The sequence below is a fragment of the Rhizobium sp. FY34 genome (assembly GCF_005222845.1).
GTDB lineage: Bacteria > Pseudomonadota > Alphaproteobacteria > Rhizobiales > Rhizobiaceae > Neorhizobium.
The window spans coordinates 393,241-409,365 of sequence record NZ_STFZ01000018.1; the positions used below are offsets into that span (position 1 = coordinate 393,241).

Genomic DNA, 16,125 nt, shown 5'->3' on the forward strand with positions numbered 1-16,125 from the left:
TACGTGGCGAAGCCGCTTTTCCCGATACAGACTGAACCCTTTTTGCTTGAACCCTTCTGAAGGAGGCCTCTCGTGGCACCTCGCGTTCTCGTATCCGACGAACTGTCGGAAACCGCCGTCCAGATTTTCCGCGACCGTGGCGTGGAAGTCGATTTCCAGCCGCAACTCGGCAAGGATAAGGACAAGCTTGCCGAAATCATTGGCAATTACGATGGTCTCGCCATCCGTTCGGCCACCAAGGCGACGGAAAAGCTGATTGCTGCGGCGACCAATCTCAAGGTCATCGGTCGCGCCGGCATCGGCGTCGACAATGTCGATATCCCGGCTGCATCGCGCCGCGGTATCATCGTCATGAACACGCCCTTCGGCAATTCCATCACGACGGCGGAACACGCCATCGCCCTGATGTTTGCCGTTGCCCGCCAGCTGCCGCAGGCCGATGCCTCGACCCAGGCCGGCAAGTGGGAAAAGTCGAAGTTCATGGGTGTCGAAATCACCGGCAAGGTGCTTGGCGTCATCGGCGCCGGCAATATCGGTTCGATCGTCTGCTCGCGTGCGCTTGGTCTCAAGATGCATGTTCTGGCCTATGACCCCTTCCTCTCGGCTGAACGCGCCCAGGAAATGGGCGTCACCAAGGTCGAGCTGGACGAACTGCTCGCCAAGGCCGATTTCATCACGCTGCATGTGCCGATGACCGACAAGACGCGCGGCATCCTCAATAAGGAAGCGCTCGCCAAGACCAAGCCCGGCGTGCGCATCATCAACTGCGCCCGTGGTGGCCTGGTGGATGAGGCAGCGCTTGCCGATGCCATCAAGTCCGGCCATGTGGCAGGCGCCGGTTTCGACGTGTTCGAAGTGGAGCCCGCCAAGGAAAGCCCGCTGTTTGGCCTGCCGAACGTGGTCTGCACGCCGCATCTGGGCGCATCCACCACGGAAGCCCAGGAAAATGTCGCACTTCAGGTGGCCGAGCAGATGTCGGACTATCTGGTGAAGGGTGCGGTTTCCAACGCCATCAACATGCCGTCGATCACGGCGGAAGAAGCGCCGATTCTGAAGCCGTTCATTCGGCTTGCCGATGTGATCGGCTCGTTTGCCGGTCAGGTCACCGAGAGCCCGATCAAGGCGATCGAGATCCTCTATGATGGCATCACTGCCAACATGAACACCAAGGCGCTGACCTCAGCACTTCTGGCTGGTCTCATCCGCAACCAGGTGTCGGACGTCAACATGGTTTCGGCGCCGATCATGATCAAGGAAAAGGGCATCGTGCTCTCCGAGGTCAAGCGCGACAAGACCGGCGTCTATGATGGATACATCAAGCTGACGGTGACCACCGAACGCCAGACCCGCTCTGTTGCCGGCACCGTGTTCTCGGATGGCAAGCCGCGCTTCATCCAGATCAAGGGTATCAATCTCGACGCCGATGTCGGCACGGACATGATCTACATTTCCAACACCGACGTTCCCGGCATGATCGGCTTCATGGGTACGACGCTCGGCAATGCCGGCGTCAATATTGCCAACTTCCAGCTCGGCCGCGAGAAGGAAAGTGGCGATGCCATCGCGCTTCTTTACGTGGACGGCCCGGTGCAAAAGGCCGTTCTCGACCAGCTGCTCGCCAACCCGGCCATCAAGCAGGCCAAGCCCCTGACCTTCAACGTGGAATGATCTGATCGACCTTCCAGGACTATGGAGCCCGGCCGGATGTTTCCGCGCCGGGCCTTTTCATGCGCCGTTAACTGAAAATAGTCTGTTCTCACTTCTGTTTGATCGAAAAAGCGTCAAAAGTGTAAGGCGGGATCTAAAACCTGCGCGGAACCTCTCTATATTCATGCCATGGTCCGCCATCGCGGATGGATGAGGAGAGAGAGATGTTTTCTACACTTCGGCGCTTCAAGCACGTTCTGTCCGTGCTGGCCGTGGGGATGGTTGTTTCACTGGCTGCTGTCGATTTTGCCGAAGCGCGCCGCGCGGGTAGCAGTGGCGTTGGCAGCCGGGGCACGCGCACCTTTGCTGCGCCGCCTTCGACAAACACCGCGCCCGCACCGGCCGCGCCGATTCAGCGTACCATGACGCCGAACCAGGCCACCAGTCCGGCAACGCCCAATGCGGCTGCCTCGCAGGCTGCAGCTCCCCAGCGTCGCGGTCTGTTCGGCGGCTTTGGCGGCGGTATCCTCGGCGGCCTGTTCCTTGGTGGCATGCTCGGCATGCTGATGGGCAATGGCTTTGGCGGCATGGCCGGCATGCTGGGAATGCTGTTCCAGATGCTGCTGATCGGTGGCCTGATTTTCCTCGCCATGCGCTTCTTTGCCCGTCGCCAGCAGCCGGCAACCAGCACGCCGTCTGGCCGTTCCAACTATGATGCGCCCCAGCAGGGCGGTCAGCCGGGTGGCTTCAAGATCCCGCAAATGGGTTCGCTGGGTGGCAGTGTAGCTGCGGCGCCGGCAAAGCCGCGCGTGGCATCTGCGGCAACCGATGAAATCGGCATTACCGGCCGCGACCTCGACCTGTTCGAAAAGCTGCTGACCGATGTCCAGACCGCCTATGGCAAGGAAGACTATGCCAAGCTGCGTGGTCTGATGACGCCGGAAGCCATGTCCTATATGGCCGAAGAGCTTGGCGAAAATGCCACCAATGGCCAGCGCAACGACGTGTCGGATGTCCAGCTTCTGCAGGGCGATCTGGCGGAATCCTGGCGCGAAAATGGTCAGGAATACGCAACTGTCGCGCTGCGTTACCAGAGCGTCGACGTGATGCGCGACCGCAATACGAATGCCGTTGTTTCAGGTGACGCGTCCAAGCCGTCGGAAGCAACCGAAATCTGGACCTTCGTGCGCAAGCCCGGCATGGAATGGAAGCTTTCCGCCATTCAGGGCACGAACTAAGGCTTCAAAGCCGGGCGCATATGTTTTCGTCCGGCCGACCATCGCAGAACTGATCAAGGGCTCGGCCATAGGCTGAGCCCTTTTTGCTGAGCTGCTGAAACGCGGGCAGGCCGGCTTGTCGGGCTTTGACCCTGTTCCTTGCCGCGATGCACCCTAGTTTCTTCGGCATGGAACAAACTCTCCACCCCTATTTCCGCCTTGCGACTGACTGGATACCCGATTGGCTGCTCAGCATGGCCGTCCTTGTCCTCGCGCTTCTGTTCGCCTGGTTCCTCCACCACATCGTCTTTCGCCTGCTGACGCGCATCGTGGCGGAGCGCGATCTGTTCTGGCGCTCGCTGGTGTCGCGCAATCGCCGCCCCTTGCGGCTGGGCCTTGTGGTCTTGATGCTGGTGCCGGCCGTTTCCATCGCGCCGCTCACCGACCAGCAGGGCGAGATCATCCGCCATCTGCTGCTGCTTGCCTTCATCCTGCTGCTGGGCTGGATGGCGCGGGCGGCGCTGCATATCTGGCTGACGATCTATCTGCGGCGCTTCAAGCTGGATGCGGAAGATAATCTTCTGGCTCGAAAGCATGTCACGCAGTCGCGCATTCTGGAACGGGTGGCGGCCATCCTCATCGTTGCCTTCACGCTGTCGGCCGCCCTGATGAGCTTTCCGGCGGTGCGCCAGTATGGCGTGTCGCTGATGGCCTCTGCCGGCGTGGCCGGCATCGTGCTCGGTCTGGCGCTGCAACCGCTGCTGAAGAACCTGTTTGCCGGTATCCAGCTGGCGATTACCCAGCCGATCCGCATTGATGATGCGCTGATCGTCGAGGGGGAGTGGGGCAAGGTCGAGGAGATCACCGCAACCTATGTCGTGGTCAAGCTCTGGGACTGGCGGCGGATGATCCTGCCGCTCGGCTATTTCATCGAGACGCCCTTCCAAAACTGGACGCGGGAAGGATCGGCCCTCATTGGCACGGTGATGATCTATCTCGATTACACGGTGCCGGTGGAGAGCGTCCGCCGCAAGGTGGAGGAGATTGCCGCGAATTCGCCGCTCTGGGACCGCCAGGTGGTGAATGTGGCGGTGACGGATTTTCGTGAAAACGTCATGGAAATCCGCATTCTCGTCTCCGCCGCCGATGGCGGGCGCACGTTTGATCTGCGCTGCGAGATGCGCGAGAAACTCATCGATTATATTCAGCGCGACTATCCCAATGCGCTGCCCAAGGTGAGGGCGCAATCGCCTGACGGACAGGAATTGCGCAATGCGGCACTTGCTGAGAGCAGCGGACGGGTGGTGCAGGGGTGATGAATACACTGCAAACCTTGCGTTTTGGTCGTTTCCTTTCTATATCCGGGCTTGGCGGCAGGGCGGCGAATGCTAGAGCCGGTAAGCCGATGGCAAATGCGCTGGGGCGCTGAGGCGCCAAAGAGACCTTAAAGAGAGTTCCTGTGAATACGCTGGATTTTGACAAGAGGCCGGAGGATACGCGCGTCGTCGTGGCGATGTCGGGCGGCGTGGATTCTTCCGTGGTCGCGGGCCTGCTGAAGCGCCAGGGCTATGATGTGCTTGGCATCACGTTGCAGCTTTACGATCATGGCGCAGCCGTTCACCGGGCAGGCTCCTGCTGTGCCGGCCAGGATATCGATGATGCGCGCCGTGTGTCGGAGACGCTTGGCATTCCCCATTATGTGCTGGACTATGAAAAGCGCTTTCGCGAAACGGTGATCAACCCGTTTGCCGAAGCCTATGCCATGGGCGAGACGCCGATCCCCTGCGTGGCCTGCAACCAGACGGTCAAGTTCGCCGATCTTCTGGCAACGGCCAAGGAACTGGGCGCCGATGCGCTGGCGACCGGCCATTACATCCGCTCAAGTGCCAATCCATCATTCGACAATCCCAGCCGAAGGGCGCTGTTCCGGCCCATCGATGCCGATCGCGACCAGAGCTGGTTCCTGTTTGCCACCACCCAGGAGCAGATCGATTATCTGCGCTTCCCGCTGGGTGGCATGTCAAAGGCGGATGTGCGCCTCCTGGCCGAAGAGATGGGCCTCGTTGTTGCCAAGAAGGCCGATAGTCAGGACATCTGTTTCGTGCCGCAGGGCAAATACGCCGATATCATCAACAAGGTGCGGCCGAATGCGGCGCTGGTCGGCGATATCGTGCATATGGACGGGCGCGTTCTTGGCCGCCACGAGGGTATTCTGCATTACACGATCGGTCAGCGTAAGGGGCTGGGCGTTGCCACCGGCGAGCCGCTTTACGTAGTCTATCTCGATGCGCGCGGCCGTCGGGTGATCGTCGGTCCGAAGGAAGCGCTCGATACACGGCGCGTCTATCTGCGCGATGTCAACTGGATCGGCGATGGCAGCCTGGCGGAGGATGCGCGGGCGGGATTTGCCTGTTTCGCCAAGGTGCGCTCTACGCGCCCGCCGACACCGGCGACGCTTTTTGCCGACGAGAGAGGCGTATACGTCGATCTGGCGCTGGGCGAGGCGGGCATTGCGCCCGGCCAGGCCTGCGTACTCTATTCGGCAGAAGGGGCAGATGCCCGCGTCTATGGCGGCGGTTTCATCGAGCGCTCGGAACGGGCAGCCGAAGCCGAAGCCTCGCTGAAGGCGCTTCTTGCCGCTCCCGTTGCAGCCTGAGCGGCACTTGCGACAAGGCTATGGAAAACCAGCGGCTTTTTGCAAGAACCGCGCTTGACTTTGCCGGGAGCATCGCCTTATAAGCCCCCCAGCACGCCGGACGGGTCATATATTCGACACACGGCAGTCGCTCTTGGCGGGGTAGCTCAGTTGGTGAGAGCGCAGGATTCATAACCCTGAGGTCGGCGGTTCAATTCCGCCCCCCGCTACCAAAATCACCGGAATTTCAAAGAGATGTCTCGTCGCCTGAAGAGGTTGGGCGGTCGGTAAGGTCCAGAGCGGGCGCGTGCCCGCTCTGCAGTCGTCTGAAGATTACAGCACCAGCTGCGGCAGTTTCAGCGCACTCGCAACGCGGCGCAGGTGCACCTCGTCCTTGTCGGCGCCGGTTTCGATCGCCTGCAGTTCCGCGACCGTCAGGCCGCAGGTGATGGCGAGCTCTTCCAGGCTATATCCGCTGGCACGACGGCCCTCGGCGATGGCTTCCGCCACGGAAATCGGGCGGCTCTGGTCGAATTTGGTCTGGGACAATGTCATTTCAACTCCTTTGGTAGTGCCGACCGTGGTCGGGAATATTGGGCATCAGCTCAAAGGATGCTGCGGTTTACGCAATACGCCTGCTGCAGCGCAACATAGATAGACCTTTTCCGCACGGAGTCCAAGTCCTTGCGGATGGGCGGTCCGAGGCCTCGAAACGGGCCAGCTGCAGGTGTCGTCACCCATGTCTGTTTCCTTGATATCATGGGCGCGTTAGCAAGTGATCCTCTGATTATATTCAATTCTTCTTATTTGGCATATCTCTCTCAATTTGCGTCTTTCAATGCTGCAGAGACAGGGCAAAAGGGTATTTGACGGGCGAGATCTTGACCTTTTCTCGCAGCTGCGTTGAACTCACCGGTGAGCATGATGCTCGTCCAACCGGAGGCTTCACGATGATTGGTGGCTTGACCCTGTTTGGTTTCGATCTGTTTGGCCTTGCCCAGCGTTCGCAGGCGCGCAAGGAACTGCACAACGTTGCATCAGAGCGCGAGGTTGCGCCGCCGGAAAAAGAATCTTCCGAGCGGCAGGACAGGCGCGATCCGTCCGACTATTATTTCTGGGGCATGTACCCCATCTACTGAATGATCAGCAAAGCAGCGGCCGTGTTGTCCATCGGCGGGGTTGACGTTGCGCACTGTTCGGCCGAATTTTCTGCGGCCGTCATGCGATGGATCAAACAAATTGCCGTCCTGCGTGTTAGCGATTTGCTGCGGGGAGAGTGCACGCTGTGCGCCCCGCTTTCCTGCTGCTTGTCTCCCGCTTGCAGCTATCGCTGGCCATGATCAGGATCGCGCATGACCCCTATTCTCTGCATCACACTCAATCCCACGCTCGACCTCTCCAATGATGTCGATCGCGTCATGCCCACCCACAAGATGCGGGTGCGCAACCAGCGCCAGGATGTCGGCGGCGGCGGCATCAATGTCGCGCGCGTCATCACCGAACTCGGGGGGCAGGCGGAGGCGCTGGTCCTCTCCGGCGGCGCAAGCGGCATCCTTCTGGAGGAATCGCTAAATCGCCTTGCTGTCGGCCTGCACCTCTTTCCGATAGGGGGCTCCGTGCGCATCGCCTTCATGGTGCATGAGGATACGACCAATCTCGAATATCGGTTCGTGCCGGAAGGGCCGCTGGTCAGCGAGGCAGAGGTTGCGCCGATCTTCGATTTCCTGCGCACGCACCGGGCCGATTATGTGGTGGCAAGCGGCAGCCTGCCGCGCGGAGTGGCGGCCGATACCTATGCGCGCATGGCGAAACTGACGACAGATGCCGGTGCGCGCTTCGTGCTGGATGCATCTGGCGAACCGCTGGCGGCGGCGCTGGCTGAAGGTGGCATCTTCCTCTTCAAACCTAGCCTCAGCGAGTTGGAACGGCTTGTCGGCCATTCGCTGGATAATGAGACCGCCGCCAAGGTCTGCGCCGATCTTGTGGCCCGTGGGGCCGCCCGCCATGTGGCGCTGACGCTTGGCGAAGACGGCGCCATGCTTGTGGGGCCCGATGGCGCGCTGCCGCTGCCGGCCATCAAGGTGCCTGTCCGCTCAGCTGTCGGTGCTGGCGACAGCTTTGTGGGTGCCATGGTCTGGGCCCTGTCGCAGGGGCAGGAGATGGCTGAGGCCTTTCGCTTCGGGCTTGCCGCCGGTGCTGCGGCGGTCATGACGCCCGGAACTGAACTTTGCCGCAAGGAGGATATCCTGACCCTTTATGCGCAGGCCTGTGCTCTGCGCCACGAAGAAAAGGCCGGCGCCTGGCTTCAGGTTGCGCAGCGCTGACCTCGCTTTGAGGAAATACGACTGTCCGTCGCGTCATTTGATGAAAGTCATAGGCGCACGGCAAAATTGAGCCTAGCCTTCCCGTAATCGGGGCGCAAAGCCATCGGATGACAAGGGAGAAGAGCCATGTTGTACAAGACCATTTTGACCGTTATCGGCAATCGCGAGCAGGAAGCGGACATCAATCGCGCCATTGAACTTGCAAGCCATCTGGGGGCGCATCTATCTGTGCTGGCCATTGATCTTGCGATATCGCCAACGGTTGGCGACTATCCGGTGGGTGCGGTCTGGCTCGACCAGCGCGTCGATGACGTCAAGGCGCTGCACGAAGCCGCCGACAAGGCGCAAGCCGCCTGCAACCTCGCCGGCATTACCTATGACCTGGAGCGTTTCTACACCGAGCGGGCCTTTGCAGCCGATATCGTCTTCCAGCGTGCGCTTTATGCAGACTTGGTGGTGGTGGGCGAGAAGACGCGCGCCAACTCACAGCTCTTGAATGCGGTGGTGGATGGCGCAGTGTTTGATGCACAGCGTCCATTGCTCCTCTTGCCGGCCAGCGGCGAGCCGGCGGTCAAGGTCAAGACCGTGCTGCTTGCCTGGAATTCGCGCGCCGAGGCTGGCCGTGCCGCCCGCGAGGCGATGGACCTGCTCACCAATGCCGAAAGCGTGCATGTGGTAATGGTCGATCCGGATGCCACCTACAATGCCAATGGCGGCGAACCGGGCGCCGATGTGGCTACATTCCTTGCCCGTCATGGTGTGAGCGTCACCATCGATCAACTGCCGAGCGGCGGGCGCGCCGTCGAAGAGATCCTGAAGAGCCATGCGCTGGAAATCGGCGCCGATATGATTGTCATGGGGGCCTATGGCCATTCGCGCCTGCGCGAGCGGGTGTTTGGCGGCGTCACGCAGGCGCTGCTGGAAAAGTCCCCGGTCCCGGTCTTCATTGCCCGGTAATTGTATCAGGCGTTGATATTCGGCACTTGGTATCAGCCAAGTTCCAGCGTCGTGACGCCAAAGACCAGGCGTTCCTCCAGAGAGGGAGGGACGCCTTTATACATCCTTGCCGTCGCCATGGTTTTGGCAAAGCCCAAACCTGCCAGATGGGCTGAAAACACATCCTGACCTTCCGGCGCATCGATAGAGATCGGGCCATCGCCCGCCTTGCTGGCCAGCGCGGAAAACAATAGCTCGGCATCGGCGGGTGTTTTTGCAAACAGCGGGCCGATCTTGAAGCCATCCAGACCCTGCCGGATCACACCATAGCCCTCAACGGAACCGTTGCGCAGAAGGCCAAGCGCGATGTGCGGCGTCTGGCACCAGATATCCAGAAAGGCCCGGCGCGGTGCGGGAAAGCAGCGCCGGTCAAACGCTGCGACCGCCTGCATGTGATCATCGCTCAAGGTGACGATGTCGGGTGTGGAAGACGGCAGGGCGGGAAAGTGCCCACGCCAGCGCCAGGTGCGATATGCTGGCGCAAAACCCATCTTTGCATAGTTGTCCTGCTGCGCCTCCACTCCGTCGAGCCCGATGCTGCGGGTTCCGAGATGGTTCATGGCATGATCCCAGACGGCCCGCCCAAGCCCTTGGCCGCGAAAATCGGGATGGCAGATATAAAGGCCGATGAAACCGAAGTGTTCGTCATAGGATATGGCCGAGATGCCGGCGGCCATTCGGTTGTCGATGAAACAGCCGAAATAGCCGCCGGGGTCCGCCACCTGGAACGGTTTGAGGTCGTGAAGCCCCGGATTCCAACCCTCTTCTGCAGCCCAGGTGAGCAGAAGCTCGATTTCGGGTGTCTCCAGCGGGCGGATATCCGGTTCCGTCATGCCCTGATTGCCTCGGGTTCGAAAGCGGCAAGAAGCCCCGTATAGGGCTTGGCGATGGGACGAGCGTAGGCGCCGTGTTTTGCCGTGTATAGACCCATGGAAACCAGGCTTTCCGCCTGTTTGACGGCGGCTGCCACGCCATCCACCACCGGCACGGAAAATTCCGCTCGTAGCTCTGCCACCAGATCCGCCATGCCGGCGCAACCCAGCACGATGGCCTCGGCCCGATCATCGCGAAGGGCGGCGCTGATCTCGCTGCGCAAGCGCTCGCGGGCATTCGACTGCGGGTCTTCCAGTGACAGGACTGGAATATCGGCAGCGCGCACCTTCACGCGGCCTGCCATGCCATAGCGCTGCACCAGATGTTCGATGGGCAGGCGGGAGCGTTCCATCGTGGTGACGATGGTGACGCGCTGGGCGATGAAGGAAACCGCCGACAGGGCTGCCTCGCAAATGCCGATCACCGGAATATTGGCGAGTGCGCGTGCCGCATCGAGGCCCGTGTCGTCGAAACAGGCGATGATGGCGGCATCGGCGCCGGATTTTTCACCTTGCGCCAGCGCCATCAGCAGGCCGGGCACGGCAAGAGCCTCGTCATAATAGCCTTCGATCGATGCCGGTCCCATGGCCGAGGTGAGGGCCATGATTTCGGTGCCGGAGGCGGCCACGCGGCGGGCGGCGTCGGCGGCCGTTGCCGTCATGCTCTGCGTGGTATTGGGGTTGATCAGGAGAATGCGCATGAATCAGCCTTTGGACCGGCTGCGATTGAGAAGGACGATCAGCCCGAGCGTTGCAGCAATGACGAGGAAGGAGAAGACGGTGGTGACGGTGCCGAGCGCATAGAGCACCGGTGTCGTGACATTCGTCGTCATGCCGTAGATTTCCAGCGGCAGCGTGTTGTAGGTGCCGGCCGTCATCAGCGTGCGGGCAAATTCATCATAGGAGAGCGTGAAGCCGAACAGGCCGACGCCGATCAGCGAGGGTGCAATCATCGGCAGCACCACATGGCGGAAGGTCTGCCAGGATGTAGCGCCGAGATCGCGTGCGGCTTCCTCGTAAGAGGGCGAGAAGCGGTTGAACACGGCAAACATGATCAGCACGCCAAAGGGCAGCGTCCAGGTGAGATGCGCGCCAAAGCCCGAGGAATACCAGGCCGGCTGCAGGCCGAACTGCTGGAACACGACGCCAATGCCGAGCGAGACGATGATCGACGGCACGACGAGGCTTGCAACCGAGAGATAGAAGAGGGCGCTGGCACCGATGAACCGCCGGCGGAAGGCAAGGCCGGCCAGCAGCGAGAAGAGTACGGTGACGGCCATGACCATGATGCCGAGCGCCAGCGACCGGCGGAAGGATCCGCCGAAATCACCCACCGCCTGCGTTTCGAACAGATTGGCAAACCAGCGCAGCGATACGCCGTTCAGCGGGAAGGTCAGGCCGCCATTCGGTCCCTGGAAGGACAGGATAACGATGGCCGAGAGCGGGCCATAGAGAAACAGCACGAAGACGGCAAAGAAGATCGCCAGGATATAGAATTCGCGGGAGCGCCTGTCTGAATACATGGGATCACAGCTCCTTGCGGATATCGACGATGCGCAGGATGCCCGCGACCATCAGGAGAACGAGGACGAGCAGCACCACGGCATTGGCGGCAGCGGCCGGATATTGCAGCAGCGACATCTGGTTCTTCATCATCAGCGCCACGGATGCGCTCTGGCCGCCGGACATGACCTGCACGGTGGAGAAATCCGCCATGACCAGCGTGACGACAAAGATGGTGCCAATGGCCATTCCGGGCTTGGCGAGCGGCAGAATGACGTTGGTCAGCACCTGCCAGCTTGAGGCGCCGGCATCGCGTGCGGCTTCCACAAGGCTTTTGTCTATGCGCATCAGCGTGTTGAAGATCGGGGTGACCATGAACAGCGTGTAGAGATGCACCATGGCCAGCACCACGGCGAAATCCGAATAGAGCAGCCATTCGACCGGCTCGCTGACGGCGCCGGAATTGATGAGCGCAGTGTTGATGAGGCCGTTTCGCCCCAGAACCGGAATCCAGGAAATCATGCGGATGATGTTGGAGGTGAGGAAGGGCACGGTGCAGACGAGAAACAGCACCATCTGCATGGCACTGGTGCGGATATGGAAGGCGAGGAAATAGGCGACCCAGAAGCCGATGAACAGCGTGATGGCCCAGACCAGAAAGGCATAGCGCAGCGTGTTGTAATAGATCTTCCAGGTCACCCAGGAGCCGAGCGTCTCGGTATAATTGAAGGTGACGAAATCCGGATACATCTGGGCAAAGTCATAGTCCCAGAAGCTGACGGTGATGATCATGATCAGCGGCAGCAGCAGGAAGGCGCCCAGCACCAGGGTCAGCGGCATGGCCTGCACATAGGAGACGAGCCAGAGCGGCAGCCTGATGCTGCGCTTTGGTTTCGGCTCGCCAATGCCTAGGAATCGCACGGTGGTCATGTCGTTTCATCTCCTCTGGGGACGTCCCCCTCTGGCGGCTTTGGACCTGATGGAAAATCCATAGCACCCCCCTCTGTCCTGCCGGACATCTCCCCCTCAAGGGGGGAGATCAGTTGTTGCACGGGCATTGCCCTCCAGCTCGACTTCTCCTCCGCAATGCGGTTTTGGGGGAGACCGAAGGAAAGCCTCCTGCCGATCTCCCTCCTTGAGGGGGAGATGCCCGACAGGGCAGAGGGGGGGTAGACCTGCTTCCGTCCTCGGCCGTGCCGCTTCAAGATCGAAGTGGTTCCGCGTGTTTCCCTCCCCACAAGGGGGAGGGAGCCCGTCGAGATTGTTTTACGCTGCGATGAACTCGTTCCAGCGACGAACCATGTAGCGGTCCTCGTCCATCACGGAGTTCCAGCAGGCGACCTTGCCCATGCGGTCTTCGAAGGAGCCGCCATCGCGCACGGCGCCGGCCTTTTCCATGACCTTGCCTTCGGGAGACAGAACGTCGCTGGCTGCAGCCTTGCCCTCGATCCAGTAGCCCCATTCATCGGCAGTCATGAAGCCCTTGGCGGTTTCCATGCAGGCCGAGTAATAGCCCTGGCGGTTGAGGTAGCCGCCGACCCAGCCGGACGTGTACCAGTTGATATATTCATAGGCTGCATCGAGCTGGGCGCCCTTGAGGTGCGAGGCGAGGCCGAGACCGCCGCCCCAGGAACGATAGCCTTCCTTCAGCGGCTGGTATTTGCAGGCGATGCCCTTGGAGCGCACGGCGGCAACGGCCGGCGACCACATGGACTGGATGACCACTTCGCCGGATGCCATCAGGTTGACCGATTCGTCGAAGCTCTTCCAGAAAGCGCGGAACTGGCCGGCCTGCTTGGCCTTGATCAGGAAGTCGATCGTCTTGTCGATTTCCGCCTTGGTCATGTTGCCCTTGTCGGCATATTTGATGTTGCCCATGGCTTCCATGATCATCGCGGCATCCATGATGCCGATCGACGGAATGTTGAGGATCGAGGTCTTGCCCTTGAAAGCCGGGTCCATGATATCGGCCCAGGAGGAGATCTCGCGGCCGACGAGGTCCGGGCGGATGCCCAGCGTATCGGCATTGTAGATCGTCGGCATCATGGTGAAGAACTGGGTTTCGCCCTTGGCAAACGTTTTGTCGCCGGCCTTTTCGACATAGCCGACCGTGTGCGGCGCGGTACCCTGTGCAATCACGCTGTCGGGCTTCAGCTTGCCGTTCTTGAACAGCGGCACGACCTTGTCGTAATATTTCAGCTTCTTCACATCCATGGGCTGGATGACGCCGGTCGGATAGACCTTCTTCAGGATCCAGTATTCGATATCGGCGATGTCATAGGAATTCGGCTGTGTCACGGCGCGCTGGGCGGCGGCATCCGAATCGGTTGCCGTCATTTCCAGCGTGATGCCGAGGTCTGCCTTGCACTTTTCGGCAATGGCATTGATGTTCGAAACGCCGGTGCCGAACTGGCGCAGCGTGATCGGGTTCTGTGCCCAGATGGTCGGGAAGCCGGTGATGGCGCCCGAGCCGGCAGCAAGGCCGGCGGCGGCGGATGCCGTCTTCAGCAGGCTGCGGCGGGTGAGGCCGGAAACCTTCTTGGTGGAATTCGTCGTCATGCCAGTTCTCCTCTTATGGTTCGTTGGATGGGTAACTTGGTGTTGGTTTTAGTGGGCGCGTCCGAGGACGATCACGTCTTCAGGGCTCCAGGACAGCTGGATGGCTTCGCCCACCTTGACCGGCTGGGCGAAGAACACCTTGTCGCTGAGGATGGCGGTGAAATCCTCGATACCGGCGCCCGCAACGGACAGCTTTACCGAGGCACCGCGATATTCGATGTTGGATAGGGTTCCGGTGAAGCCGAAACCGTCGATCGGCTGCAGGCCGACCTCGACGCGATCCGTCCGGATGGCCACATCGAGCGGTTCGCCTTGCGCAAGATCGGCATCCGGCACCTTGAACTCGCTGCCAGACGGCACTGCAAGCGTCACGATACCGGCCTGGCTTTCGCCGGCGCGGCCGGAAATCACGTTGTGATCGCCCATGAAGCGGGCCACGAAAGCGGTGGCCGGGCGCTCGAACACCGTGCGCGGCGGTGCGGCCTGTTCGATGCGGCCGTCATTCATCACGACGATGATATCGGCCAGCGCCATTGCCTCTTCCTGGCTATGCGTCACATGTACGAAGGTGATGCCGAGCGAGGTCTGCAGTTTCTTCAACTCGGCGCGCATGCGGATTTTCAGGAAGGGATCGAGCGCCGAGAGCGGCTCGTCGAGAAGAAGCGCTTCCGGATCGGTGATCAGCGCCCGCGCCAACGCGACGCGCTGCTGCTGGCCGCCGGACAATTGCGCCGGGCGGCGCGTCGCATAGGGCTCAAGCTGCATCAGTTTCAGCATGTCCATCGCCTTGGCGCGGCGGGTCTCCTTGTCGATACCCTTCATCTTCAGGCTGAAGGCGACATTGTCGATGAGGTCGAGATGCGGGAAGAGCGCATAGGACTGGAACATCATCGCCGTGCCGCGCTCGGCAGGCGCCAGATCGGTGACATTCTTGTTGCCCAGAAGGACGTCGCCCGAGGAGACGCTTTCATGGCCGGCAATCATGCGCAATGTCGAGGTCTTGCCACAGCCCGATGGGCCAAGCAGGCAACAATAGCTGCCGGCCGGGATCTTCAGGCTGATGGGATGCACGGCGGTCGTGCTGCCATAGACCTTGGATACCGAGGCGATCTCAATTTCTGCGGCTTTCGTCATGCGGTGTCTCCTCTGCGGCATCCATAGACATGCATCCCGCGTGCCAATTTCGGAAGTTGAGGAATATCCGTCACTTGCGTAGCGCGCATTCCACGCCGTAACACTGCACGCACAATTGGCAGGCAGGTGATGCATAAAAAATCATCGATCGTGTACGATCACGCATATAGATCGTATCCATTTGTGATTCACTCGCTGCCGAGCAGGCTTTCCATAGCGCGCACTTCGCGCTACACAGTCATCAGATATGGAACTTGCGATGAGCATCAGCGAAAAACTACTGCCGTTCGACGTGGTGCCGGATGACCGGGCTCTGGCCATCCGCGAGGCGCTGCGCAATGCGATTGTCGACAGGCGGCTGGCGCCGGGCACTAAGCTTTCCGAAAGCGAAGTCGGCTCGCTGTTTGAGGCGAGCCGCACCGTGGTGCGGGCGGCCTTGCAGATGCTGGCCTTCGAAGGCCTCGTCAAGACGGAACGAAACCGGGGCGCTTTTGTATCCAATCCGACGCCGGAAGAGGCGCATCAGGTATTTGCCTCCCGTCGCCTGCTGGAACCGGGCATTGTCTCAGCCGCGGTTGAGCGCATCACCGATGCCGATATCGACATGTTCCGCCACCAGTTGCAGGAAGAGGTGCGCTTCATGGGCGAGCGCGGTCCCTCGGCTCGGCGCGCCGAAATCAAGGCATCCGGCGATTTTCATCTGATGCTGGCGCATGTTTCGGGCAATGTCATTCTGCAGCGCTTCATGGATGAGCTTGTGGCACGCTCCTCGCTCGTCATCGCGCTTTATGGCAGCACTGGCGTTTCGCGCTGCGGCCATCACGAACATGCCGATATCGTCGATGCGTTGCAAAAGCGCGATGCAGCCCGCGCTTCGGCGCTTATGCTGCATCATATCGATCATATCGAAGCCGATCTCGATATCCGCGTGCGCGAGGGACTGGCTCTCAAGGATGCGCTGGATATCTGAGCGCCTAGAGCATTTCCGGTAAACTCGGGTTCAATTCTGTTTCACGATCGGCGCGTACGATCCGGTGGTGAAACGGGTGAAGTTCGATGCTCCCGCATCGGGCAAGACCGGTTCGCCATCGGGCGTCCGCCGATCGCGAAACCCGAAGGGACGAGCGCTTTTGCACCGGTATCGGTGCCGAGCCACTCGACCGTATCAAAGGATATGCCCTTCGTGTCTCGGCTTGATCTCGTCACAAAATCGCTCCGTCAGAATGAGCCCCAGTTTG

15 protein-coding genes and 1 tRNA gene are annotated in these 16,125 nt (G+C 60.7%); 9 read left to right on the forward strand and 7 right to left on the reverse strand.

Features of this window, described 5'->3' with window-relative positions:
- Window positions 1-72: 72 nt before the first annotated feature.
- The 5 genes from serA (at window position 73) to E8M77_RS16150 (ending at window position 5,732) form a co-directional block, all read left to right on the forward strand.
- Window positions 73-1,668 carry a phosphoglycerate dehydrogenase gene (gene serA, locus E8M77_RS16130; protein WP_137131642.1) on the forward strand — a complete coding sequence of 532 codons (1,596 nt, stop codon included), beginning with the start codon at window positions 73-75 and terminating at the stop codon, window positions 1,666-1,668.
- A 203-nt stretch (window positions 1,669-1,871) separates the two neighbouring features.
- On the forward strand, window positions 1,872-2,885 hold the full coding sequence (locus E8M77_RS16135) for a Tim44 domain-containing protein (RefSeq protein ID WP_137131643.1): 1,014 nt from the start codon (window positions 1,872-1,874) through the stop codon (window positions 2,883-2,885).
- Window positions 2,886-3,052: 167 nt separating this feature from the next.
- Window positions 3,053-4,180 carry a mechanosensitive ion channel domain-containing protein gene (locus E8M77_RS16140; RefSeq protein ID WP_137131644.1) on the forward strand — a complete coding sequence of 376 codons (1,128 nt, stop codon included), beginning with the start codon at window positions 3,053-3,055 and terminating at the stop codon, window positions 4,178-4,180.
- A 143-nt stretch (window positions 4,181-4,323) separates the two neighbouring features.
- Window positions 4,324-5,520: a tRNA 2-thiouridine(34) synthase MnmA gene (gene mnmA / locus E8M77_RS16145; RefSeq protein WP_137131645.1), complete on the forward strand. Its 1,197-nt coding sequence runs from the start codon at window positions 4,324-4,326 to the stop codon at window positions 5,518-5,520.
- A gap of 135 nt (window positions 5,521-5,655) precedes the next feature.
- A tRNA-Met gene (locus tag E8M77_RS16150) sits at window positions 5,656-5,732 on the forward strand.
- A 100-nt stretch (window positions 5,733-5,832) separates the two neighbouring features.
- On the opposite strand, the gene E8M77_RS16155 is transcribed toward E8M77_RS16150, so the two are convergent.
- Window positions 5,833-6,054: an XRE family transcriptional regulator gene (locus E8M77_RS16155; RefSeq protein ID WP_137131646.1), complete on the reverse strand. Its 222-nt coding sequence runs from the start codon at window positions 6,052-6,054 to the stop codon at window positions 5,833-5,835.
- A 395-nt stretch (window positions 6,055-6,449) separates the two neighbouring features.
- Between E8M77_RS16155 and E8M77_RS16160 the strand changes: the two genes are divergently transcribed.
- The 3 genes from E8M77_RS16160 to E8M77_RS16170 all read left to right on the forward strand — a co-directional run bounded on the left by E8M77_RS16160 (window position 6,450) and on the right by E8M77_RS16170 (window position 8,780).
- Complete coding sequence (locus tag E8M77_RS16160; protein ID WP_137131647.1) at window positions 6,450-6,638, forward strand: hypothetical protein; 189 nt, start codon at window positions 6,450-6,452, stop codon at window positions 6,636-6,638.
- Window positions 6,639-6,851: 213 nt separating this feature from the next.
- A complete protein-coding gene (locus E8M77_RS16165; RefSeq protein ID WP_137131648.1) occupies window positions 6,852-7,823 on the forward strand; it encodes a 1-phosphofructokinase family hexose kinase in 972 nt (323 codons plus the stop codon).
- A 126-nt stretch (window positions 7,824-7,949) separates the two neighbouring features.
- Complete coding sequence (locus tag E8M77_RS16170; RefSeq protein ID WP_137131649.1) at window positions 7,950-8,780, forward strand: universal stress protein; 831 nt, start codon at window positions 7,950-7,952, stop codon at window positions 8,778-8,780.
- A 32-nt stretch (window positions 8,781-8,812) separates the two neighbouring features.
- Here the strand turns inward: E8M77_RS16170 and E8M77_RS16175 are convergent, their stop codons facing one another.
- From E8M77_RS16175 to E8M77_RS16205, 6 genes are all read right to left on the reverse strand, one after another.
- The gene (locus E8M77_RS16175; protein ID WP_137131650.1) at window positions 8,813-9,652 is read right to left on the reverse strand and encodes a GNAT family N-acetyltransferase; all 840 of its coding nucleotides are present in this window, start codon (window positions 9,650-9,652) and stop codon (window positions 8,813-8,815) included.
- On the reverse strand, window positions 9,649-10,392 hold the full coding sequence (locus E8M77_RS16180; protein WP_137131651.1) for an aspartate/glutamate racemase family protein: 744 nt from the start codon (window positions 10,390-10,392) through the stop codon (window positions 9,649-9,651). Before E8M77_RS16180 ends, E8M77_RS16175 begins: the two co-directional genes overlap by 4 nt.
- Before the next feature lie 3 nt (window positions 10,393-10,395).
- On the reverse strand, window positions 10,396-11,214 hold the full coding sequence (locus tag E8M77_RS16185) for an ABC transporter permease (protein WP_137131652.1): 819 nt from the start codon (window positions 11,212-11,214) through the stop codon (window positions 10,396-10,398).
- Between the two features lie 4 nt (window positions 11,215-11,218).
- Window positions 11,219-12,124 (reverse strand): ABC transporter permease, encoded by a 906-nt coding sequence (locus E8M77_RS16190; protein WP_137131653.1) that lies wholly within the window; start codon window positions 12,122-12,124, stop codon window positions 11,219-11,221.
- 336 nt (window positions 12,125-12,460) lie between these two features.
- On the reverse strand, window positions 12,461-13,753 hold the full coding sequence (locus E8M77_RS16200; RefSeq protein WP_137131654.1) for a PotD/PotF family extracellular solute-binding protein: 1,293 nt from the start codon (window positions 13,751-13,753) through the stop codon (window positions 12,461-12,463).
- A 48-nt stretch (window positions 13,754-13,801) separates the two neighbouring features.
- The gene (locus E8M77_RS16205; protein WP_137131655.1) at window positions 13,802-14,887 is read right to left on the reverse strand and encodes an ABC transporter ATP-binding protein; all 1,086 of its coding nucleotides are present in this window, start codon (window positions 14,885-14,887) and stop codon (window positions 13,802-13,804) included.
- Between the two features lie 259 nt (window positions 14,888-15,146).
- Here E8M77_RS16205 and E8M77_RS16210 point away from each other — a divergent pair, with 259 nt between their 5' ends.
- Window positions 15,147-15,857 (forward strand): GntR family transcriptional regulator, encoded by a 711-nt coding sequence (locus tag E8M77_RS16210; protein ID WP_137131656.1) that lies wholly within the window; start codon window positions 15,147-15,149, stop codon window positions 15,855-15,857.
- The last annotated feature ends 268 nt before the right edge of the window (window positions 15,858-16,125 follow it).